17 protein-coding genes are annotated in these 22,301 nt (G+C 60.9%); 10 read left to right on the forward strand and 7 right to left on the reverse strand.

The genetic code is table 11. From position 1 onward, the window contains the following. Positions 1–33: 33 nt before the first annotated feature. Positions 34–1,578 carry an NCS1 family nucleobase:cation symporter-1 gene (locus CAF76_RS09655; protein WP_085649389.1) on the reverse strand — a complete coding sequence of 515 codons (1,545 nt, stop codon included), beginning with the start codon at positions 1,576–1,578 and terminating at the stop codon, positions 34–36. Positions 1,579–2,080: 502 nt separating this feature from the next. Further along, positions 2,081–2,815 carry a phosphoadenylyl-sulfate reductase gene (locus tag CAF76_RS09665; protein WP_007960132.1) on the reverse strand — a complete coding sequence of 245 codons (735 nt, stop codon included), beginning with the start codon at positions 2,813–2,815 and terminating at the stop codon, positions 2,081–2,083. Between the two features lie 162 nt (positions 2,816–2,977). Here CAF76_RS09665 and thrH point away from each other — a divergent pair, with 162 nt between their 5' ends. Further along, positions 2,978–3,595, forward strand: coding sequence for a bifunctional phosphoserine phosphatase/homoserine phosphotransferase ThrH (gene thrH / locus CAF76_RS09670; protein WP_085649391.1), 618 nt, complete (start codon positions 2,978–2,980; stop codon positions 3,593–3,595). 52 nt (positions 3,596–3,647) lie between these two features. On the opposite strand, the gene pabB is transcribed toward thrH, so the two are convergent. The 4 genes from pabB to CAF76_RS09690 all read right to left on the reverse strand — a co-directional run bounded on the left by pabB (position 3,648) and on the right by CAF76_RS09690 (position 8,326). Continuing rightward, positions 3,648–4,991, reverse strand: coding sequence for an aminodeoxychorismate synthase component I (pabB, locus tag CAF76_RS09675; protein WP_085649392.1), 1,344 nt, complete (start codon positions 4,989–4,991; stop codon positions 3,648–3,650). Positions 4,992–5,262: 271 nt separating this feature from the next. Next, positions 5,263–6,249, reverse strand: a complete 987-nt coding sequence (locus CAF76_RS09680; RefSeq protein ID WP_085649393.1) for an alpha-L-glutamate ligase-like protein — start codon at positions 6,247–6,249, stop codon at positions 5,263–5,265. Beyond that, on the reverse strand, positions 6,249–7,784 hold the full coding sequence (locus CAF76_RS09685; RefSeq protein ID WP_007951967.1) for an inactive transglutaminase family protein: 1,536 nt from the start codon (positions 7,782–7,784) through the stop codon (positions 6,249–6,251). Before CAF76_RS09685 ends, CAF76_RS09680 begins: the two co-directional genes overlap by 1 nt. A 5-nt stretch (positions 7,785–7,789) precedes the next feature. Beyond that, positions 7,790–8,326 carry an ATP-dependent zinc protease gene (locus tag CAF76_RS09690; RefSeq protein ID WP_011333239.1) on the reverse strand — a complete coding sequence of 179 codons (537 nt, stop codon included), beginning with the start codon at positions 8,324–8,326 and terminating at the stop codon, positions 7,790–7,792. 300 nt (positions 8,327–8,626) lie between these two features. Here CAF76_RS09690 and CAF76_RS09695 point away from each other — a divergent pair, with 300 nt between their 5' ends. From CAF76_RS09695 to prpD, 6 genes are all read left to right on the forward strand, one after another. After that, positions 8,627–9,349, forward strand: a complete 723-nt coding sequence (locus CAF76_RS09695) for a GntR family transcriptional regulator (RefSeq protein ID WP_169432611.1) — start codon at positions 8,627–8,629, stop codon at positions 9,347–9,349. Beyond that, a complete protein-coding gene (gene prpB / locus CAF76_RS09700; RefSeq protein WP_007951973.1) occupies positions 9,346–10,236 on the forward strand; it encodes a methylisocitrate lyase in 891 nt (296 codons plus the stop codon). Before CAF76_RS09695 ends, prpB begins: the two co-directional genes overlap by 4 nt. 43 nt (positions 10,237–10,279) lie before the next feature. Then, on the forward strand, positions 10,280–11,407 hold the full coding sequence (prpC, locus tag CAF76_RS09705; protein ID WP_085649394.1) for a 2-methylcitrate synthase: 1,128 nt from the start codon (positions 10,280–10,282) through the stop codon (positions 11,405–11,407). A gap of 61 nt (positions 11,408–11,468) precedes the next feature. Then, positions 11,469–14,063: a Fe/S-dependent 2-methylisocitrate dehydratase AcnD gene (gene acnD, locus CAF76_RS09710; RefSeq protein WP_085649395.1), complete on the forward strand. Its 2,595-nt coding sequence runs from the start codon at positions 11,469–11,471 to the stop codon at positions 14,061–14,063. 54 nt (positions 14,064–14,117) lie between these two features. Beyond that, complete coding sequence (gene prpF, locus CAF76_RS09715) at positions 14,118–15,308, forward strand: 2-methylaconitate cis-trans isomerase PrpF (RefSeq protein ID WP_085649396.1); 1,191 nt, start codon at positions 14,118–14,120, stop codon at positions 15,306–15,308. Positions 15,309–15,495: 187 nt separating this feature from the next. Beyond that, positions 15,496–16,980 (forward strand): 2-methylcitrate dehydratase, encoded by a 1,485-nt coding sequence (gene prpD / locus CAF76_RS09720; protein ID WP_085649397.1) that lies wholly within the window; start codon positions 15,496–15,498, stop codon positions 16,978–16,980. 134 nt (positions 16,981–17,114) lie between these two features. Here the strand turns inward: prpD and CAF76_RS09725 are convergent, their stop codons facing one another. Next, positions 17,115–17,933: a pyruvate, water dikinase regulatory protein gene (locus tag CAF76_RS09725; protein ID WP_007951980.1), complete on the reverse strand. Its 819-nt coding sequence runs from the start codon at positions 17,931–17,933 to the stop codon at positions 17,115–17,117. A gap of 174 nt (positions 17,934–18,107) precedes the next feature. Between CAF76_RS09725 and ppsA the strand changes: the two genes are divergently transcribed. The 3 genes from ppsA (at position 18,108) to rraA (ending at position 22,289) form a co-directional block, all read left to right on the forward strand. Next, entirely contained in the window at positions 18,108–20,483 is a 2,376-nt protein-coding gene (ppsA, locus tag CAF76_RS09730; protein ID WP_085649398.1) for a phosphoenolpyruvate synthase, read from the forward strand. Between the two features lie 98 nt (positions 20,484–20,581). Continuing rightward, positions 20,582–21,571, forward strand: coding sequence for an alpha/beta fold hydrolase (locus tag CAF76_RS09735; protein WP_085649399.1), 990 nt, complete (start codon positions 20,582–20,584; stop codon positions 21,569–21,571). A 226-nt stretch (positions 21,572–21,797) separates the two neighbouring features. Then, the gene (rraA, locus tag CAF76_RS09740; protein WP_011333248.1) at positions 21,798–22,289 is read left to right on the forward strand and encodes a ribonuclease E activity regulator RraA; all 492 of its coding nucleotides are present in this window, start codon (positions 21,798–21,800) and stop codon (positions 22,287–22,289) included. The last annotated feature ends 12 nt before the right edge of the window (positions 22,290–22,301 follow it).

A 22,301-nucleotide genomic window follows, 5' to 3' on the forward strand; every position in this document is an offset into this window, starting at 1 on the left:
GGTTCTGCGGCCCGGCGAAGGGCCGCCAAAGGTTCAGTGGCTGACGTTGTCGACGGCGATGGCTTCACCGTCCACGTCGGCGTAGTGCGGCTGGCGTTTGGCGATGATCAGGTAGAGCATTCCGGCAATCCCAGCACCGATCAGCCAGGAGAAGGGCGAAACGCTGTGGAAGCCCGGCACCAGCGCCAGAACGATCGCGATCAAGGCGGCCGGAATAAACGCTGCGACCGCCCGCAGATTGACCCCGCGGCTGTAGTAATACGCGCCGTTCGGGTGTTCGCTGTACAGCTGCGGCACGTGGATCCGGCCTTTGCGGATCAACCAGTAGTCGACCATGATCACGCCGTACAACGGGCCGAGCAGGGCGCCGAGGCCGGACAGGAAGTACACGATCACCAGCGGGCTGTTGTAGAGATTCCACGGCAGGATCAGCACGGCAATCGTTGCGCTGATCAGCCCGGCGCGGCGGAAGGTCAGGTACTTCGGCGCCAGGTTGCTGAGCACGAAGGCCGGGGCGACGAAATTGGCCATGATGTTCACCGCCACGGTGACGATCAGGAATGCCAGGCAGCCGAGCACCAGAAAGAACGTGTTGGGAATCGACGCAATGATTTCGGTCGGGCTTTCGATGATCCGCCCGTTGATCTGAAATTGCGCACCGCACAGCAGGACGGTGATCCCGGCGAACACCAGAATATTGACCGGCAGGCCCCAGAAATTTCCGACCTTGATGGTTTTGCGGCACGGTGAAGAGCGAGCGAAATCGCAGAAGTTGAGGATCAACGTGCCGTAGATCGCCAGCCACAAGGCGCCGCCAGCAAAGATGTTGCGCCACATCTCGCCACCGGTCAGGGGTTCGCGGATCGACCAGGCAATGGTCGCGTTGGCCTGGGTGTACATCCACGCGGCGAGGCAGGCGACGGTCAGCAGAATCACCGGCCCGGCGAAGGCTTCGTAGCGGCGCACCATTTCCATGCCGTAGGCCAGAATCGCCAGTTGCACGAACCAGATCGCCACGAAACACACCCAGCCCAGGCTCGACAGGCCGAGGATCGAGTTGTGATCGTAGTCGGCGAAACCGGGATGGATCGCCGTGAGCAGCACGCGAAACACCACCGACGCCAGGTACGTCTGAATTCCGAACCAGGCGATGGCGATCACCGCCCGGATCAATGCAGGAATCTGTGCCCCGTGAATGCCGAAACTGATCCGGCTGATCACCGGAAACGGCACCCCGGTTTTCTGCCCCATATAGCCGGACAGGTTCATGAAGAAATACACCAGTGCTGCACCGATCCCCAGCGACAGCAGAATCTGCCAGCCGCCCAGGCCCAGTGCGTACAGGCCGATGGCAAACGAGTAGTTGGCGATGTTGTGCACATCGTTGGTCCACAGGGCAAAGATGCTGTATTTGCCCCAACGCCGTCCTTCGACCTTGGTCGGTGCGAGGTCACTGTTGTGCAGACGCGGGCTCAATTGCAGCGGTTCGGCGATGCCATCACCGGGCACGCTGTGGTCGAGGGGTGAAGAGGCGGGCAGATTCAGCGCGATGTTGTTATTGGAGAGACTCGTACGCATTCCGGCAGGCTCCTGATGTTCGGGCCGCGATGACTGTGCATGAGCGCTCGGGCTCGGCAGATCTTCGTCGCGGCGGTGAAACATCACTGGTTACGGGGCATCTGCAGCCTGTACGGGATAGGGCGCTTCAGGCTTGCGGATCGAAAGTATGGGTTCATGTTCTGCAGTTTTGTATACAAAACATGTATGCACTCAAGCGAGATCTGTGCCAGCCAGCGATCTATGAAAACGGCCGTTGATTTCGAAAAGTTATTGAGGTGCGCTAAGTTGCTGAAATACAGGCGATATAAATTGACCGTTTGAACAGGTATTTATTTTTCAGGAGGGATTTTGGCGGGCGCCGGGAGAAAGTGTTTCTGGAGCTTGATGTAACTTTTCAGGGCGCAGAAACGAAAAGTGCACACATAAATGGCACCGATGGTGACAATCGTGTGTACACATTTTTAATAACGGGTAGAGAACACTGTCGGAGCTGATTAGCTCCCACAGTGCATCAGGGACCTTATGCCTTGCTGATGATATTCCCGGCATGCAACCCGCATTCTTTCTGGGTCGCTTCTTCCCACCACCAACGGCCTTCGCGCTCGTGCTGGTTCGGCAGGACAGGGCGGGTGCACGGTTCGCAGCCGATGCTGATGAAACCGCGTTCATGCAGGCTGTTGTACGGCAGCTCCAGCATGCGGATGTAGCCCCAGATTTCCTCGCTGGTCATCTGCGCCAGCGGGTTGAACTTGTACAGGGTGCGCTCCGGGGTGGAGAACGCTGTATCGATTTCCATCACCGCCACAGCGCTGCGGGTGCCAGGGCTTTGATCGCGGCGCTGGCCGGTGGCCCAGGCTTTGACGCCGGACAACTTGCGGCGCAGCGGCTCGATCTTGCGGATCCCGCAGCATTCGCCGTGACCGTCCTTGTAGAAGCTGAACAGGCCTTTTTCCTTCACGAACGGTTCAAGTTTCGTGTAATCCGGTGAGACCAGTTCGATGTCGATCTTGTAGTGCTCGCGCACCTGATCGATGAAACGGTAGGTTTCCGGATGCAGGCGGCCGGTGTCGAGACTGAACACCTTGACGTTCTTGTTCAGCTTCCAGGCCATGTCCACCAGCACCACATCCTCGGCGCCGCTGAAAGATATCCACAGGTCATCGCCGAACTCGGCGAACGCGAGTTTGAGGATGTCCTGCGCGGATTTGTTGGCATAGGTCGTGGCGAGTTCCACGACGTCGAACGTTGGGCTCATCAGGGCGGCTTCCTACAGGTCGGTGGCGCTGGGCGCTCTATATGGCGGCGATGGTAACAAAAAGCAACGCGCGCCGGGGCGGCCTCTGCGTTGCGCGCTCCAGGTCGAGCCGCTAGAGTTCGGGCTCGCTCGGCTCAATAAACATTACAAATGGAGTGTCCTGTGGAAATTGCCTGTCTTGATCTTGAAGGGGTGCTGGTACCGGAAATCTGGATCGCCTTCGCCGAAAAAACCGGAATCGAATCGCTCAAGGCCACCACCCGGGACATTCCCGACTACGACGTGCTGATGAAGCAGCGCCTGCGTATCCTCGACGAGCATGGCCTGAAACTTTCGGACATTCAGGAAGTGATCGCCACGCTCAAGCCGCTGGACGGCGCGGTGGAGTTCGTTGACTGGCTGCGCGAGCGTTTCCAGGTGGTGATTCTGTCGGACACCTTCTACGAGTTTTCCCAGCCGCTGATGCGTCATCTGGGCTTCCCGACCTTGCTCTGCCACCGACTGATTACCGATGACAGCGGTCGGGTGACGAGCTACCAGTTGCGTCAGAAAGATCCGAAACGTCAGTCGGTCCTGGCCTTCAAGAGCCTGTATTACCGGGTGATTGCGGCGGGGGATTCCTACAACGACACCAGCATGCTCGGCGAAGCGGATGCGGGAATTCTGTTCCACGCGCCGGACAACGTGATTCGCGAGTTTCCGCAGTTTCCGGCGGTGCATACGTTTGCCGAGTTGAAGCAGGAATTCCTCAAAGCCTCGAACCGCGACTTATCCCTTTAGCCACCTGATGATCGTTCCCACGCGGACGGTTCGACGTGGGAACGATCAACGGTTAAAGGTTTTGCAGGGTTTCGAGCAGGACTCTGACTTTGGTGATCGATTCCTGATACTCCGCCTGCCAGTCCGAATCGGCGACGATCCCGCCACCGCCCCAGCAGCACACCTGTCCATCCTTCACCAGCAGACTGCGGATCGCGATAGAGCTGTCCATTTCGCCGCGCACGTCCAGGTACAGCAACGAACCGCAATACAAGCCGCGTCGGGTCGGCTCCAGTTCGTCGATGATCTGCATCGCACGAATCTTCGGTGCGCCGGTGATCGAGCCGCCGGGGAAGCTGCCGGCAATCAGGTCCAGGGCGTCGCGATCCGCCGCCAGTTCACCGGTTACGCTGCTGACCAGGTGATGCACGTTCGGATAGCTTTCCAGGCTGAACAACTCCGGCACCCGCACCGAGCCGATGCGGCAGGTGCGGCCCAGGTCGTTGCGCAGCAGGTCGACAATCATCAGGTTTTCCGCACGATCCTTGGGGCTGGCCAGTAGTTCGGCGGCGTTCGCCGCGTCCTCGGTCGGGTTCGCGCCACGGGGCCGGGTGCCCTTGATCGGGCGGGTTTCCACCTGACGCTGGCTGACTTTGACGAAACGCTCGGGCGACAGGCTCAGCACTGCATTGCCGTCGGGCAGGCTCTGGAACCCGGAAAACGGCGTCGGGCAGGCCTCGCGCAATTTGCAGTAGGCCAGCCATGGATCTCCCTGGCACGGCGCGCGGAAACGCTGGGCGAAATTGACCTGATAGCAGTCGCCGGCCTGGATGTAATGCTGGATGCGTTCGAACGCCTGACGGTATTCATCTGCCGAGAGATCGGCTGCCATCGGGCTGTTCAGCTTGAAAGGCGTCAGTTCCGTGCCCACCGGTTGGCTGAATACATCGATCAACCGTTGTTTTTCGCTGGCGCTGACCGAGGGGTGAAACACCAGTTGGCTGGTGGCCGATTGGTGATCGCTGATCAGTGCCCAGTCGTACAGACCAAAACGCGCATCGGGCAATTGCAGATCATCCCGGGCCTGGCTCGGCAGGTTTTCCAGATGTCGGCCGAAGTCGTAGCTCAGGTAACCGATCAGGCCGCCGGCGAAGGGCAATGGGTACCCGTCGGGCAATTGCGCGTCGCCCAACCGGGTCAGATTTTCCCGCAGGCGTTGCAGGAAATCGTCGCCGTGTTCGTCCGGCAACACCGCCAGTTGTGCCAACGGCCAGGCGCTGAGCAGGTCATAACGGCCACGGTCGGCACTCGGGCGGCCGCTGTCGAGCAGCACGGCGCCGGGCGCATGGCGGATGGCCGCGAAATAGTCGACGGGGTTGGCGCGGTAGGGCAGCGGGTGTACGGAACAGGTCAACATGGGCGGGGCAGATCGGCCATCGAGGCGGGGTGGGGATTGTAGTCCTCTCCGATGCCAGATCAAAGTCAAAAGCCTACCCCCTAACCCCAGCCCTCTCCCCCAAGGGGGCGAGGGGGAAAGGGAGCAGATCTCTATGCTTTTCAAAACTTAAGTTCGACTCGGTAATTCAGGTCGATGTAACTCGAATAATCCACACGGTCGGCTCCCTCTCCCTCCGGGCGGTCCGACGTTTCGGGAGGGCTGGGGTGAGGGTGCTTTTTGCTTCTGAGCTTCAGCCCTCGACCGACGGAATATGCCCAAACAACTCCTGAGCAAACGCCACCCGCTCTTCAACCGATTCAGTCACGCCACGCGCCTTGAGTTCTTCCAGATGCGCTTCCACCGCATGGGTGCGCAACGTCAGCCCGCAATCATTGGCAATCTGGATATTCAGCCCCGGCCGTGCATTCAGCTCCAGAATCAGCGGTCCTTTCTCCTGGTCCAGCACCATGTCCACGCCGATGTACCCCAGGCCACACAGCTCATAGCAACCGGCGGCGAGCTTCATGAAACCGTCCCAGTAGGGCAGTTGCACGCCGTCCACCGCGTTGGTGGTGTCCGGGTGTTTGGTGATGATGTTGTTCAGCCAGGTGCCGCGCAAAGTCAGGCCGGTGGCCAGGTCGACACCGACGCCGATGGCGCCCTGGTGCAGGTTGGCCTTGCCGCCGGACTGGCGGGTCGGCAAACGCAGCATCGCCATCACAGGGTAACCCATCAGCACGATGATGCGGATGTCCGGCACGCCTTCGTAGCTGATGCTCTTGAAGATCTGGTCCGGGGTCACCCGATATTCGATCAGCGCCCGGTCGCGGTGCCCGCCCAGCGAATACAGGCCGGTGAGGATGCTGGAGATATGATGCTCCAGCTCTTCGTGGGCAAGGATCTTGCCCGACACCGTGCGATAACGGCCCTCGAAACGGTCGGCGATAACGATGATGCCGTCACCGCCGGCGCCCTGGGCCGGCTTGATCACGAAGTCGTTGCGCCCGCCGATGATCTCGCCGAGCTTGTCGATTTCCTTCTCCGTGGAAATCACGCCATACAGTTCCGGCACGTGAATGCCGGCCTCGATCGCGCGTTCCTTGGTGATGATCTTGTCATCGACGATCGGGTACAGGCTGCGCTTGTTGTACTTGAGCACGTAGTCCGCGTTACGCCGATTGATGCCCATGATGCCCCGGGCTTCCAGGGCCTTCCAGGTCTTCCAGAAACCGAACATCAGGCGTCAGCCTTCTTCAGGAAAGCCTTGAAACGCACCAGTTCAGTCAGGCGATAACCGCGATAGCGACCCATGGCCAGCATGAAGCCCACCAGAATCAGCAGAATCGCCGGGAAGGTGAACACGAAGTACACCAGCTCCGGAACGGTCATGATCAGGTGCGCCAGGGACGCCGCGAACAGCGTGCCGATCGCCACTTTCATGGCATGGCTGGCGCCGCGTTCTTCCCAGGTGATCGACAGGCGTTCGATGGTCATGGTCAGAATCACCATCGGGAACAGCGCCACCGACAGACCGCGCTCCAGACCGAGTTTGTGACTGAACAGGCTGATCGCCGCGATCAGCACCACCACGAACGTCAGCACGACCGACAGGCGCGGCAGCATTTGCAGCTTCAGGTGTTCCAGATACGAGCGCAGCGATAACCCGAGCGCGGTGATCACGGTAAACAGCAGGATGCCGAAGCCCAGTTGCGTCTCGCGGAAGGCCAAGGCGATCAGCACCGGCGTGAATGTACCGAGGGTCTGCAGGCCGATCAGGTTGCGCAGGATCAGGATCACCAGCACGCCGATCGGAATCATCACCATGATCATGAAGGTTTGCTGGGTTTGCAGCGGCAGGCCGTACAGCGAGTATTCGAGGAAGTTGGCGTCGGTGTTTTCGTCGGTCAGCTTGGCCAGACGAATCGCGTTCATCTCGCTGTTGTTCAGGCTGAAGGTCACGTTGGCTTTCTTGCCGCCGTCGACGGTGATCAGGTTTTCATCACCGCTCCACCACAGCAGGCGGTCGGTCGGCAGGCCTTGCTCGCCGGTTTCCGGGTTGAAGTACAGCCAGTCGGTGCCGTTGAAGCTGCGCAGCCACAGTTCCGGGGTTTGCGGCTGATCGGCGACAAGGCGGATGGTGTGGACTTTCTCCACCGGCACGTGGGCGATGGACAGCAGCAGCTCGACGATCTTGGCTTTGTGCGGCGTCGACGGATCGCCGGCCAGCAGCAGTTTCACGTTGTCGTCGTTGACGTTGTTGACGCGTTTGATCGCCTCGCCAATGAAGGTTTCGACGTCGGCCGAGTGCTGGCGGATCGGCGCGAGCAGTGCTTCGGCGGCGATCTTTTCCGGGCCTTCGATGGCCATGCTGTCGCGGAAGGTCGGGCCTTTGATCTTGGTTTTCTCGGCGGTGTAACGCTTGGTCAGCACCAGACGGTAATAAAGCGTCTGGTTACCCTTGGCCCGGCGTGCCGACCAGGTGACCTTGCGGTTGCCGTCGACGCGGTTGACTGCCACGCCGTAGTTGTTGGAGATAAAGCTTTCATTGAGGCTGACGTAATCGCGGCTCAGGGGCGGCACGAACATCTGGATCTTCACCGGATCCTTGGTGCTGGCGACGAACTCGACCTTGGCGTCGATATTCCACAGGTCGTCGGTGGCGTCTTCGGTCACCGGGATGCCGAGCACGAAAATCTGATAGGCCGTAACCGAAACGCCCAGCAACACCAGGATGGTGATCAGGACTTTCAGGTGGAAGGTTAGAGAACGCATGGAAATTACTCGGCGGTATGAGCGGCGATGGCGCAGGCGGGTTTGCCGGCAGCGTATTTAAGACTGGGATCGACCAGCGCATCGAAGCGTTTCAGCGCCTCGGAGCCGATCAAAAGCGGGTATTGGAACGCACTACGGTCGGTCAGGTTCACTTCGATGCTGCGCATTGCCGAACCCATGCAGATGTCCAGCTCGATCACCGGGCGGGCGGTGTACTTCTTGCCTTCTTCCGGATCGTAGTCGCCGGCGCGGCGCTTGATCTTGCTGACCCGGGCCAGCGGCCGTTCGATCGGGTGCGAATGCGCGGCATCGATGGCCAGGTAGAAACGTACCCAGGACTCGCCGTTGCGTTTGAAGCGTTTGATGTCGCGGGCGCTCAGGGAGGCGGTTTTCGCCCCGGTATCGAGTTTCGCCGCCACTTCCAGGTTGATCCCGTCGAGGGCAGCGTATTCGTTGAGGCCGTACACGGTCTTTTCCCCCGCCGCAGCAAGGCCGGGCAGGCAAAACAGTGCAAAGAATGTGGGGAAGGGCTTGAGTCTCATAAATCCTGGCGAGCAGCGTTCCGTTCTCGGTTCAGGGCCATGGCATCAGGAAATCCCGTCTGCCAATGCGCCTTCGTGTGCCTATCAGCTTTTTATGACAAGCCGTGCAAATGACTCGCAAATGCGGGCGGCATTCTAGCACGGTGGTTTTATGGCGCCAGCGCCGGGGCCGGTCTATAACCCTTGGGGCTGACACGCAGTCTTATTAGACGATTGTCGACAATCTCTATTTATCCTTTGACTGATGCGGGTTGATTCGCTAGTTTTTGCCGCATTGGATTTTAAGGTGTCGACAATATGCTGGATCAACTCGATCCCCCGGTGATCAGCGGCGACGATTCCGAGACGCTCTCGGAAAACGTCTTCCGACGCATCCAGGCGGCCATCGTCAAAGGCGAGATCGCCCCGGGCAGCAAGATCTCCGAGCCGGAACTGGCGCGCACCTACGGCATCAGCCGCGGGCCGCTGCGCGAGGCGATCCATCGTCTGGAAGGCCAGCGCCTGTTGGTGCGCGTACCGCACGTCGGTGCGCGGGTGGTGTCGCTGAGCCACGCCGAATTGCTCGAACTCTACGAAATCCGCGAATCCCTCGAAGGCATGGCCTGCCGTCTGGCGGCCGAACGCATGAGCGTCGAAGAAATCGACGAACTGCGCCGGGTGCTGGAAACCCACGAACGCGATGCAGCGTTCCAGGCCGGCGTCGGCTACTACCAGCAGGAAGGCGATTTCGACTTTCACTACCGGATCATCCAGGGCAGCGGCAACCGCACCCTTACGCAAATGCTCTGCGGCGAGCTCTATCAACTGGTGCGCATGTACCGCATCCAGTTTTCCACCACGCCCAATCGCCCGCGCCAGGCCTTTGCCGAACACCACCGGATACTCGATGCCATCGCCGACCGTGACGGCGAGCTCGCGGAATTGTTGATGCGCCGTCACATCGGCGCCTCGAAACGCAACATCGCCCGTCACTACCAGGACGGCGCCGACAATAAGACAGCCACTGAACGAGGTGAGTCATGAGTTCCAACAAGAGCACTCCAGGCCAGCGTTTCCGCGATGCGGTCGCCAGCGAACATCCGCTGCAAGTGGTCGGGGCGATCAATGCCAACCACGCGCTGCTGGCCAAGCGCGCCGGTTTCAAGGCGATCTACCTGTCGGGTGGCGGGGTGGCTGCCGGCTCCCTCGGCGTGCCGGACCTGGGCATCACCGGCCTGGATGACGTGCTGACCGACGTGCGCCGCATCACCGACGTCTGCGACCTGCCGCTGCTGGTGGACGTGGACACCGGTTTCGGTGCCTCGGCGTTCAACGTGGCCCGCACCGTCAAGTCGATGATCAAGTTCGGCGCGGCGGCGATTCATATCGAAGACCAGGTCGGCGCCAAACGCTGCGGCCATCGTCCTAATAAAGAGATCGTGACCCAGCAGGAAATGGTCGACCGCATCAAGGCTGCCGTCGATGCCCGCACCGATGACAGCTTCGTGATCATGGCGCGCACCGACGCGCTGGCCGTTGAAGGCCTGGAATCGGCACTGGATCGCGCCGCCGCGTGCATCGAGGCCGGCGCCGACATGATTTTCCCGGAAGCCATCACGGAACTGGAGATGTACAAACTGTTCGCCAGCCGCGTGAAGGCGCCGATCCTGGCCAACATCACCGAATTCGGCTCGACGCCGCTGTACACCACCGAGCAACTGGCCGGCGCCGACGTGTCGCTGGTGCTGTACCCGCTGTCGGCGTTCCGCGCGATGAACAAGGCTGCGGAAAACGTCTACACCGCGATCCGCCGCGACGGCACTCAGCAGAATGTCATCGACACCATGCAGACTCGCATGGAGCTCTACGATCGCATCGATTACCACACCTTCGAGCAGAAGCTCGACGCGTTGTTTGCGGCGAAGAAGTAAGCCGCAACCGTACTCCCTAATAAATTCAAGATTGGAGACAACAATGGCCGAAGCAAAAGTACTCAGTGGCGCCGGGCTCCGGGGCCAGGTCGCCGGGCAAACCGCACTGTCCACCGTGGGCCAGGCCGGTGCCGGGCTGACCTATCGCGGCTACGACGTGCGCGAACTGGCAGCCGACGCACAATTTGAAGAAGTGGCGTACCTGCTGCTCTACGGAGAGCTGCCGACCAAGGCGCAACTCGCCGACTATCAAGGCAAGCTGAGCAAGCTGCGCGACCTGCCGCAAGCGCTGAAAGAAGTGCTGGAACGCATCCCCGCCGACGCCCACCCGATGGACGTGATGCGCACCGGTTGCTCGTTCCTGGGCAACATCGAGCCGGAGAAAGACTTCTCCGAGCAACGCGACAAGACCGACCGCCTGCTGGCAGCGTTCCCGGCGATCATGTGCTACTGGTATCGCTTCAGCCACGACGGCAAACGCATCAATTGCGTGACGGACGAGCAGTCCATCAGCGGCCACTTCCTGCACCTGCTGCACGACAAGAAGCCGAGCGAACTGCACGTCAAGGTCATGAACGTTTCGCTGATCCTCTACGCCGAGCACGAATTCAACGCCTCGACCTTTACCGCTCGGGTGTGCGCTTCGACCCTGTCCGATCTGTATTCCTGCGTCACGGCGGCCATCGGTTCCTTGCGCGGCCCGCTGCACGGTGGCGCCAACGAAGCGGCGATGGAAATGATCGAGCGCTTCTCGTCGCCGGAAGAGGCGATCAAGGGCACCCTCGGCATGCTCGAGCGCAAGGACAAGATCATGGGCTTCGGCCACGCGATCTATAAGGACAGCGATCCGCGCAACGAGGTGATCAAGGGCTGGTCGAAAAAGCTCGCCGACGAAGTGGGCGACAAGGTGTTGTTCGCGGTTTCCGAAGCCATCGACAAGACCATGTGGGAGCAGAAAAAACTGTTCCCCAACGCCGACTTCTACCATGCCTCGGCGTACCACTTCATGGGCATCCCGACCAAGCTGTTCACCCCGATCTTCGTCTGCTCGCGCCTGACCGGCTGGGCGGCGCACGTATTCGAACAGCGCGCCAACAACCGCATCATCCGTCCAAGCGCCGAGTACACCGGCGTCGAACAGCGCAAGTTCGTGCCAATCGAACAGCGCTGACCGGGGAGGGCGCCGGCACAGGCGCCCCCTCTTTGAAACTACCGTGACCGAGTCCTGACCGATGAACACAGAATTTCGCAAGAACCTGCCTGGCACGCCGCTGGACTTTTTCGACGTCCGTGCGGCTGTCGATGCGATCCAGCCGGGCAGCTACGACACCCTGCCGTACACCTCTCGCGTGCTGGCGGAAAACCTCGTGCGTCGCTGCGACCCGGCCACGCTCACCGATTCCCTGAAACAACTGATCGAGCGCAAACGCGACCTCGACTTCCCGTGGTTCCCGGCCCGCGTGGTGTGCCACGACATTCTTGGCCAGACCGCACTGGTGGATCTGGCCGGCCTGCGCGACGCGATTGCCCAGCAGGGCGGCGACCCGGCGCAGGTCAACCCGGTGGTGCCGACGCAACTGATCGTCGACCACTCGCTGGCGGTGGAAGCGGGCGGCTTTGACAAGCAGGCCTTCGAGAAGAACCGCGCCATCGAAGACCGGCGCAACGAAGACCGCTTCCACTTCATCAACTGGACCAAGAAGGCCTTCAAGAACGTCGACGTGATCCCGCCGGGCAACGGCATCATGCACCAGATCAACCTGGAGAAAATGTCGCCGGTGATTCAGGTGCGCGACGGCGTGGCATTCCCGGATACCTGCGTCGGCACCGACAGCCACACCCCGCACGTCGATGCGCTGGGCGTGATTGCCATCGGCGTCGGTGGTCTCGAAGCTGAAAGCGTGATGCTCGGCCGCGCATCGTGGATGCGCCTGCCGGAAAGCGTCGGCGTCGAGCTGACCGGCAAGCTGCAACCGGGCATCACCGCCACCGACATGGTGCTGGCCCTGACCGAATACCTGCGCAAACAGAAAGTGGTCGGCGCATGGCTGGAGTTCTTCGGCGAAGGTGCTTCGGCACTGACCCTCGGCGACCGCGCGACCATCTCCAACATGGCCCCGGAATACGGCGCCACGGCGGCGATGTTCTACATCGACCAGCAGACCATCGATTACCTGAAACTCACCGGTCGCGAAGACCAGCAAGTGCAACTTGTCGAGCAATACGCCAAGCAGATCGGTCTCTGGGCCGACAGCCTGAAAGGCGCGCAATACGAGCGCGGCCTGACCTTCGATCTGTCTTCGGTGGTGCGCAACATGGCCGGCCCGAGCAACCCGCACGCTCGCGTGGCGGTGTCGGATCTGGCCGCCAAAGGCATCGCCGGCCAGTGGGAGGACGTGCCGGGGCAAATGCCTGACGGCGCGGTGATCATCGCCGCGATCACCAGTTGCACCAACACCAGCAACCCGCGCAACGTGATCGCCGCCGGCCTGCTGGCGCGCAATGCCAACAAGCTTGGGCTGACCCGCAAGCCGTGGGTCAAATCGTCGCTGGCACCGGGTTCGAAAACCGTGGCGCTGTACCTCGATGAAGCAGGGCTGACCACGGAGCTGGAGCAGCTCGGTTTCGGTGTCGTCGCGTTTGCCTGCACCACCTGCAACGGCATGTCCGGCGCGCTGGATCCGGTGATCCAGCAAGAGATCATCGACCGCGATCTGTACGCCACCGCTGTGCTGTCCGGTAACCGTAACTTCGACGGGCGGATTCACCCGTACGCCAAGCAGGCTTTCCTTGCTTCGCCGCCGCTGGTGGTGGCCTACGCGATTGCCGGCACCATCCGCTTTGATATCGAGAAAGATGTGCTGGGCGTGGTCGACGGCAAGGAAATCCGCCTGAAAGACATCTGGCCGAGCGACGAAGAAATCGACGCGGTGGTGAAATCCTCGGTCAAGCCCGAGCAGTTTCGTCAGGTCTACATCCCGATGTTCGCCATTCATGAAGACACCGGCCCGAAAGTCACGCCGCTGTACGACTGGCGCGAAATGAGCACCTACATCCGCCGTCCGCCGTACTGGGAGGGCGCGCTGGCCGGGGCGCGGCCGCTCAAGGGCATGCGTCCGTTGGCGGTATTGCCGGACAACATCACCACCGATCACCTGTCGCCGTCGAACGCGATCATGCTCGACAGCGCCGCCGGCGAATACCTGGCGAAAATGGGCCTGCCGGAAGAGGACTTCAACTCTTACGCGACCCACCGTGGCGACCACCTGACCGCGCAGCGCGCGACGTTTGCCAACCCGAAATTGTTCAACGAAATGGTCGTGGAAAACGGCAAGGTCAAGCAGGGTTCGCTGGCTCGTGTCGAGCCGGAGGGCCAAGTGATGCGCATGTGGGAAGCAATCGAAACCTACATGGAACGCAAGCAGCCGCTGATCATCATCGCCGGCGCCGACTACGGCCAGGGTTCGTCCCGCGACTGGGCGGCCAAAGGCGTGCGGCTGGCGGGTGTGGAAGCGATTGCCGCCGAAGGTTTCGAGCGCATTCACCGCACCAACCTGGTGGGCATGGGCGTGTTGCCGCTGGAGTTCAAACCGGGCACCGACCGCAAGACCCTGGGTATCGACGGCAGCGAAACCTACGACGTGATCGGCGAGCGCACGCCGCGTGCCGACCTGACGCTGGTGATCCATCGCAAGAACGGCGAACGCGTTGATGTGCCGGTGACCTGCCGTCTGGATACCGCTGAAGAAGTGTCGATCTACGAGGCCGGCGGCGTGTTGCAGCGCTTTGCCCAGGACTTCCTCGAAGAGTCGGCGGTTGCCGTTTAAACCAAGTAGTGCGAACGCGGGTCGGTTGATCCGCGTTTGCTGATAAGGAGCACCATGGCTCACGCACCGCAAATCAGAATCCCCGCCACCTACATGCGTGGCGGCACCAGCAAAGGCGTGTTTTTCAGCCTCAAGGATCTGCCCGAAGCCGCGCAGATTCCCGGCCCGGCCCGCGATGCGCTGCTGCTGCGGGTCATCGGCAGCCCCGACCCGTACGACAAGCAGATCGACGGCATGGGCGGCGCAACGTCCAGCACCAGCAAAACCGTGATTCTGTCGAAAAGCATCAAGGCCGATCACGACGTCGATTACCTGTTCGGTCAGGTGTCCATCGACAAGCCGTTCGTGGATTGGAGCGGCAACTGCGGCAACCTGTCGGCGGCGGTCGGTTCGTTCGCCATCAGCAACGGTCTGGTGGACGCCAGCCGCATTCCGCACAACGGCGTGGCGGTGGTTCGCGTGTGGCAGGCCAACATCGGCAAGACCATCATTGCCCACGTGCCGATCACCAATGGCGAAGTTCAGGAAACCGGTGATTTCGAACTCGACGGCGTGACCTTTCCGGCCGCCGAAGTCCAGGTCGAATTCATGGATCCGGCGGCGGAAGAAGAGGGCGGCGGTGGCTCGATGTTTCCTACCGGCAACTTGGTCGATGAGCTGGAAGTGCCGGGTGTCGGCACGTTCAAGGCGACCATGATCAACGCGGGTATCCCGACGATCTTCGTCAACGCCGAAGACATCGGCTACACCGGCACCGAACTGCAGGGCGCGATCAACAGCGATCCGAAAGCGTTGCAGATGTTTGAGACGATTCGTGCCTACGGTGCTTTGCGCATGGGGCTGATTTCCAGTCTGGATGAAGCGGCCAAGCGTCAGCACACGCCGAAGGTGGCGTTTGTTGCCAAGCCTGCGGATTACGTGGCATCGAGTGGCAAAGCCATTGGCGCCGGGGATGTGGATTTGCTGGTGCGGGCGTTGTCGATGGGCAAGCTGCACCACGCGATGATGGGGACGGCGGCGGTGGCGATCGGCACCGCAGCAGCTATCTCCGGCACTTTGGTGAATCTGGCGGCGGGTGGTGTTGAGCGCAATGCGGTGCGGTTCGGGCATCCTTCCGGGACGTTGCGAGTCGGGGCTGAGGCGAGTCTGGAAAAAGGTGAGTGGGTCGTGAAGAAAGCGATCATGAGCCGTAGTGCGCGGGTCCTGATGGAAGGTTACGTCCGCGTGCCTGGAGGCTCTTTCTGATCCCGACACCGAGCACATGTGGGAGCGAGCCTGCTCGCGATGACGGACTGACATTCAGTATTGATGTCGGCTGATAAACCGCAATCGCGAGCAGGCTCGCTCCCACAGTTGTCTGCATTTCAATAAGAAGAAAATTAGCCCTGAACCGAGGTCCCATCAACGAACCACTTTCAAGAGTGAATCGAACATGAGCGCCAACGTCGACCTGAACAACCGCCCCGACTACGACCGTGTCCTGCAGGACATCGCCGATTACGTCCTCACCTGCAAAATCGAATCCACCGAAGCCCTCGACACCGCCCGCAACTGCCTGATGGACACCCTGGGCTGCGGCCTGCTGGCCCTGCGTTTCCCCGAGTGCACCAAGCACCTCGGCCCGATTGTTGAAGGCTCCATCGTGCCGTTCGGCGCGCGGGTCCCTGGCACCTCCTATCGCCTCGACCCGGTGAAAGCCGCGTGGGACATCGGCTGCATCGTGCGCTGGCTCGATTACAACGACACTTGGCTCGCCGCTGAATGGGGCCATCCGTCGGACAACCTCGGCGGGATCCTCGCGGTGGCCGATCACCTGTCGCAACAGCGCCTGGCGAACGGCGAAGCGCCGCTGACCATGCATGATGTACTCGAAGCCATGATCATGGCCCACGAGATTCAAGGCGTGATCGCGCTGGAAAACTCCTTCAATCGTGTAGGCCTCGATCACGTCATTCTGGTGAAAGTGGCCTCGACTGCCGTAACCGCCAAACTGATGGGCGCCAACCGCGAGCAGCTGTTATCGGCGCTGTCCCACGCGTTTGCCGACGGTCAGGCGTTGCGCACTTACCGCCATGCGCCGAACGCCGGTTCGCGAAAATCCTGGGCGGCGGGGGATGCGTCGAGCCGGGGTGTGCGGCTGGCAGATATCGCGATGCGCGGCGAAATGGGCATTCCCGGCGTCTTGAGTGCCAAGCAGTGGGGCTTTTACGACGTTCTGTTCAGCCACACCAACAACGATCTGGCGCTCAAGCCTGAAGACAAACGCGCCTTCAGCTTCTCCCGGCCGTTCGGCAGTTACGTGATGGAAAACGTGCTGTTCAAGATCAGCTTCCCCGCCGAGTTCCACGCGCAGACCGCCTGCGAAGCCGCTGTGACCCTGCATCCGCAGGTGCGCAATCGTCTGCATGAGATCGACCGGATTGTCATCACCACGCATGAGTCGGCGATTCGCATCATTTCCAAGGTCGGGCCGCTGGCCAACGCCGCCGATCGCGATCACTGCCTCCAGTACATGACCGCCGTGCCGCTGGCGTTCGGCAATCTGGTGGCCGAGCAGTACGAAGACGATTTCCATAAGGCCCATCCGGTCATCGATGTGCTGCGCGAGAAAATGGTCATCGTCGAGGACCCGCGCTTCACCCGCGAATACCTGGAGGCCGACAAACGCTCGATTGCCAACGCGGTGCAGGTGTTTTTCAAGGACGGTTCGAGCACGGAAAATGTGGTGGTGGAATACCCGATCGGCCATCGCCGGCGTCGCGCCGAGGGCATTCCATTGCTGGAGGACAAGTTCAGGGCGAACCTGGCCACCCGTTTCACCGGGCAGCGCAGCGGGGAGATTCTTGCGCTGTGCAAGGATCAGGCGCGGCTCGAGGCCACGCCGGTGAACCGGTTTGTCGATTTGCTGGTTATCTGAGGGACCGCGTTATCGTTCTTCGCGGGCAAGCCACGCTCCCACAGGGTTTTGTATCGGATGCAATTATTGCAAACGCCACGACACCTGTGGGAGCCGGGCTTGCCCGCGAAGGCGTCAGATCAGACACCGCAGAGCTATTTGAAGCGCCGCTCCACGCCTTTCTCCACGAGGATCTTCGCGGAAATTTCTTCCACCGAAAAATGCGTGGAGTTGATGTTCGGGATGTTCTCACGGCGGAACAGGTTTTCCACCTCGCGCACTTCGAACTCGCACTGGGCGTAGCTCGAATAACGGCTGTTGGGCTTGCGTTCGTTGCGGATCGCGGTGAGGCGGTCCGGGTCGATGGTCAGGCCGAACAGCTTGTGCTGGTGGGCGCGCAGGGCGGCCGGCAGTTGCAGGCGTTCCATGTCGTCCTCGGTCAACGGATAGTTGGCTGCACGGATTCCGAACTGCATCGCCATGTACAGACACGTCGGCGTCTTACCACAACGCGACACGCCCACTAGTATCAGGTCGGCCTTGTCGTAATAGTGGGTGCGGGCGCCGTCGTCGTTGTCCAGAGCGAAGTTCACCGCTTCGATGCGCTCCATGTAATTGGAGTTGTGACCGATGGAGTGGGATTTGCCGACGGTGTAGGAAGAATGCTCGGTCAGTTCCTGTTCGAGCGGGGCGAGGAACGTCGAGAAAATGTCGATCATGAAACCATTGGAGGTTGCGAGAATCTCACGGATGTCCTGATTGACGATGGTGTCGAAGATGATCGGCCGGAAACCGTCGGTTTCAGCGGCTTTGTTGATTTGTTGTACCATGGCCCGCGCTTTTTCAACGCTGTCGATGTAGGGGCGCGTGAATTTGCTGAAGGTAATGTTTTCGAACTGCGCCAGAAGGCTTTGACCCAGGGTTTCGGCGGTGATGCCGGTGCCATCGGAGATAAAGAAAGCAGATCGTTTCATTTGCACCTTGGGCCTTAAGCTAATGAGCATTTCTGGATATGATAGGCGCGATTTGTCGGCCGCCATTGGCCCGCATTCTCACTTATTTTCCAGGTCCAGGCCATACAGCCGGCCAACGCTCCCCCGAGCCGCCGGTTTCTGAGCTTTTCCAACACAGTTAGTGGAGAGATCACCTTGGTAGAGTACGTAGTTTCCCTCGATAAGCTCGGCAAACACGATGTTGAGCATGTGGGGGGCAAGAACGCATCCCTGGGCGAGATGATCAGTAACCTGGCCGGTGCCGGTGTTTCGGTCCCCGGCGGCTTCGCCACCACGGCGCAAGCCTATCGCGACTTCCTGGAACTGAGCGGTCTGAACGATCAGATCCACAAGGCCCTCGATGCGCTGGACGTCGATGACGTCAATGCCCTGGCCAAGACCGGCGCCCAGATCCGCCAATGGATCATGGAAGCCGAATTCCCTGAAAAACTGAACACCGAGATCCGCACCGCGTTCGCCGCGTTGTCGGCCGGTAATCCTGACGTGGCCGTGGCCGTGCGTTCCTCCGCCACCGCCGAAGACCTGCCGGACGCTTCGTTCGCCGGTCAGCAGGAAACCTTCCTGAACATCCGTGGCGTGGAAAACGTCATTCGCGCGGCCAAGGAAGTGTTCGCTTCCCTGTTCAACGACCGTGCCATTTCCTACCGCGTGCACCAGGGCTTCGACCACAAGCTGGTCGCCCTGTCGGCGGGCGTGCAGCGCATGGTGCGTTCGGAAACCGGCACCGCCGGCGTGATGTTCACCCTCGATACCGAATCCGGCTTCCGTGACGTGGTGTTCATCACCGGCGCCTACGGTTTGGGCGAAACCGTTGTACAAGGCGCGGTGAACCCGGACGAATTCTATGTCCACAAGGGCACCCTGGAAGCCGGTCGCCCGGCGATCCTGCGGCGCAACCTGGGCAGCAAGGCCATCAAGATGATCTACGGCGACGAGGCCAAGGCCGGTCGTTCCGTGAAAACCGTTGATGTCGACAAGGCCGACCGCGCGCGTTTCTGCCTGACCGACGCTGAAGTCAGCGAGCTGGCCAAGCAGGCGATGATCATCGAGAAGCACTATGGCTGCCCGATGGACATCGAGTGGGCCAAGGACGGTGACGACGGCAAGCTGTACATCGTGCAGGCCCGTCCCGAAACCGTGAAGAGCCGCACCCAGGCCAACGTCATGGAACGTTACCTGCTGAAGGAAACCGGCACCGTGCTCGTGGAAGGCCGTGCCATCGGCCAGCGCATCGGCGCCGGCAAGGTGCGGATCATCAAGGACGTGTCCGAGATGGACAAGGTCCAGCCCGGCGACGTGCTGGTCTCCGACATGACCGACCCGGACTGGGAGCCGGTGATGAAGCGCGCCAGCGCCATCGTCACCAACCGTGGCGGCCGTACCTGCCACGCGGCGATCATCGCCCGTGAGCTGGGTATCCCTGCGGTCGTCGGTTGCGGCAACGCCACCCAACTGCTGAAGGACGGCCAGGGCGTGACCGTGTCCTGCGCCGAAGGCGACACCGGTTACATCTTCGAAGGCGAACTGGGTTTCGACATCAAGAAGAACTCCGTCGACGCCATGCCGGAGCTGCCGTTCAAGATCATGATGAACGTCGGCAACCCGGACCGCGCCTTCGACTTCGCGCAGCTGCCGAACGCCGGTGTGGGCCTGGCCCGTCTGGAATTCATCATCAACCGCATGATCGGCGTGCACCCGAAAGCGCTGTTGAACTACGACGGCCTGCCGCAGGACATCAAGGAAAGCGTCGACAAGCGCATCGCCGGTTACGACGATCCGGTCGGCTTCTATGTCGAGAAACTGGTTGAGGGCATCAGCACCTTGGCCGCTGCGTTCGCTCCGAAGAAAGTCATCGTGCGTCTGTCGGACTTCAAGTCCAACGAATACGCCAACCTGATCGGCGGCAAACTGTACGAGCCGGAAGAAGAAAACCCGATGCTGGGCTTCCGTGGCGCTTCGCGTTACATCAGCGAATCGTTCCGTGACTGCTTCGAACTCGAGTGCCGTGCGCTGAAGCGCGTGCGCAACGAGATGGGCCTGACCAACGTCGAAATCATGGTGCCGTTCGTCCGTACCCTCGGCGAAGCCAGCCAGGTGGTCGATCTGCTGGCCGAGAATGGCCTCAAGCGTGGCGACAACGGCCTGCGCGTGATCATGATGTGCGAACTGCCATCCAACGCGATCCTGGCTGAAGAATTCCTCGAATTCTTCGACGGTTTCTCGATCGGCTCCAACGACCTGACCCAGCTGACGCTGGGCCTGGACCGTGACTCCGGGATCATCGCGCACCTGTTCGACGAGCGTAATCCGGCGGTCAAGAAGCTGTTGGCCAACGCGATTGCCGCGTGCAACAAGGCCGGCAAATACATTGGCATCTGCGGTCAGGGTCCTTCGGACCACCCGGACCTGGCCAAGTGGCTGATGGAGCAGGGCATCGAAAGCGTGTCGCTGAACCCGGACACCGTGCTGGAAACCTGGTTCTTCCTTGCCGAAGGCCAGGCGGCGGAATAAGCCGTGAATGAAGCCCCGGCCCGTTGAACCGGGTCGGGGCTTTAAGATTGAAGTAGGGCGAGCTCTCCGGATGCCGCCCTTTTTTGTGCAAGAGCATTATGCAAAGCAGCAGCAACCTATTTCCTGTCGCCCTGATCAGCGCCGAGCGACGCGGTGATCTGAGCGAAGACGTTTATCGTTTGAAACCGGGCAACAGCCCTGACTGGTCCGTGGAAATCGCGGTGACCCGCCTCGGCTTGGCCGATGAGCCGGCGTCGCGCGGCGTGCCAGTGATCTTGCTGCACGGCAGTTTTTCCAATCGGCGCTTCTGGTTCTCGCCGAAGGGCCTGGGCCTGGGCGCGTATCTGACGCGTCTGGGTTTCGATGTGTGGATCCCGGAAATGCGCGGTCACGGTCTGTCCCAGCGCAACGAGGACTACCGCCGCAACCGCGTCGCCGACTATGCCCGTTACGATCTGCCGGCGATTGCCGCGTTCGTCCGTGAGCAGAGCGGGCAGATTCCGCACTGGATCGGTCACTCGCTGGGTGGCATCACGTTGGCGGCCGCGCTGGGCGGCGAATACCTCGGTGAACCGGCGGTGGCGTCGGCGGCGTTTTTCGGCACGCAGGTCAGCCGCACGTACTGGCCGCTGAAGATTCCGCCGGTGGAGTGGAGTGGGCGCTTCATTCTCAAGCGTTTTGCCCAGTTGTCCGGCTCGCGACTCAAGCGCGGCCCCGAGGACGAGCCGATCGGCCTGGCGCTGGAAAGCATGCGCTGGTACGGACTGTTCGGGCGTTTCGGCGACAAGGACAAGGATTGGTGGGCAGGTCTTGCCGACGTGCAGGTCCCAGTGCTGGCGGTAAGCGCGGCGGGGGATCATCAGGATCCTGCCTGGGCCTGCAGGAAACTGTTCGAACAGATTGGCTCCGAGCACAAGCAGTTCATCAACCTGGGCCGTGAGCAGGGTTTCAACGATCAGTTCGGGCATGTCGAGATGCTGGTCAGCAAAGCGGCACAGGCCGAGGTCTGGCCGCTGGTGGCGCGCTGGCTGGCAGATCAGCACACGCCATTGCTTGGCGAGAAGCCGGATCTGGCGGCAGCGGTCTGAACGCGGCGCCCTGAAAAGGGCATTTCGTTCGCGTCGGCTTGCGGCTAAGATATGACGCATTGGACGGTTCTGGTCATATTTAGTGACTGTTTCGCTATTACGTTTCAGCCTGTGTTCAGGTTCGTTCAGCGACCATGACATGGGCTAAGGTAAACAGCGACCGTTGGGACTCGTTTCAAAAGAGTGCGACATTCTTGCTCGTCTTCCTTGTTACAGGAGTTTTTCGATGAACCATTACCTTACGCCTGACCTGTGCGACGCCTATCCGGAGCTGGTTCAGGTGCTGGAACCGATGTTCAGCAATTTCGGCGGCCGTGATTCGTTCGGTGGCGAGATCGTGACCATCAAGTGCTTCGAAGACAACTCGCTGGTCAAGGAACAAGCCGAACTCAAGGGCAACGGCAAGGTGCTGGTGGTCGATGGTGGTGGTTCCCTGCGCTGCGCGCTGCTGGGCGACATGATCGCCGAGAAAGCCGCGAAAAACGGTTGGGAAGGGCTGGTGATCTACGGTTGCATCCGTGATGTGGACGTCATCGCCCAGACCGATCTCGGCGTTCAGGCCCTGGCCAGCCATCCGAAAAAGACTGAAAAACGCGGTCTCGGCGACCTCAACGTGCCGGTGACCTTCGCGGGTGTGACCTTCCATCCCGGCCAGTACATCTATGCGGACAACAATGGCGTGATCATCTCGCCAAGCCCGCTGAAAATGCCTGAATAAATCGCGGTAACC

The organism is Pseudomonas sp. B40(2017), from assembly GCF_002112855.1.
In the GTDB taxonomy this organism is placed as follows: Bacteria; Pseudomonadota; Gammaproteobacteria; order Pseudomonadales; family Pseudomonadaceae; genus Aquipseudomonas; species Aquipseudomonas pharyngis.

Excerpts from the sequence above, each read along its gene's own strand:
- CAF76_RS09735 (WP_085649399.1), top strand. The coding sequence starts at position 20,582 with ATGCAAAGCAGCAGCAACCTATTTCCTGTCGCCCTGATCAGCGCCGAG.
- prpC (WP_085649394.1), top strand. The coding sequence starts at position 10,280 with ATGGCCGAAGCAAAAGTACTCAGTGGCGCCGGGCTCCGGGGCCAGGTC.
- rraA (WP_011333248.1), top strand. The coding sequence starts at position 21,798 with ATGAACCATTACCTTACGCCTGACCTGTGCGACGCCTATCCGGAGCTG.
- CAF76_RS09685 (WP_007951967.1), bottom strand. The coding sequence starts at position 7,784 with ATGCGTTCTCTAACCTTCCACCTGAAAGTCCTGATCACCATCCTGGTG.
- CAF76_RS09665 (WP_007960132.1), bottom strand. The coding sequence starts at position 2,815 with ATGAGCCCAACGTTCGACGTCGTGGAACTCGCCACGACCTATGCCAAC.
- prpD (WP_085649397.1), top strand. The coding sequence starts at position 15,496 with ATGAGCGCCAACGTCGACCTGAACAACCGCCCCGACTACGACCGTGTC.
- CAF76_RS09680 (WP_085649393.1), bottom strand. The coding sequence starts at position 6,249 with ATGTTCGGTTTCTGGAAGACCTGGAAGGCCCTGGAAGCCCGGGGCATC.
- pabB (WP_085649392.1), bottom strand. The coding sequence starts at position 4,991 with ATGTTGACCTGTTCCGTACACCCGCTGCCCTACCGCGCCAACCCCGTC.
- prpF (WP_085649396.1), top strand. The coding sequence starts at position 14,118 with ATGGCTCACGCACCGCAAATCAGAATCCCCGCCACCTACATGCGTGGC.
- acnD (WP_085649395.1), top strand. The coding sequence starts at position 11,469 with ATGAACACAGAATTTCGCAAGAACCTGCCTGGCACGCCGCTGGACTTT.
- CAF76_RS09655 (WP_085649389.1), bottom strand. The coding sequence starts at position 1,578 with ATGCGTACGAGTCTCTCCAATAACAACATCGCGCTGAATCTGCCCGCC.
- prpB (WP_007951973.1), top strand. The coding sequence starts at position 9,346 with ATGAGTTCCAACAAGAGCACTCCAGGCCAGCGTTTCCGCGATGCGGTC.
- CAF76_RS09725 (WP_007951980.1), bottom strand. The coding sequence starts at position 17,933 with ATGAAACGATCTGCTTTCTTTATCTCCGATGGCACCGGCATCACCGCC.
- CAF76_RS09690 (WP_011333239.1), bottom strand. The coding sequence starts at position 8,326 with ATGAGACTCAAGCCCTTCCCCACATTCTTTGCACTGTTTTGCCTGCCC.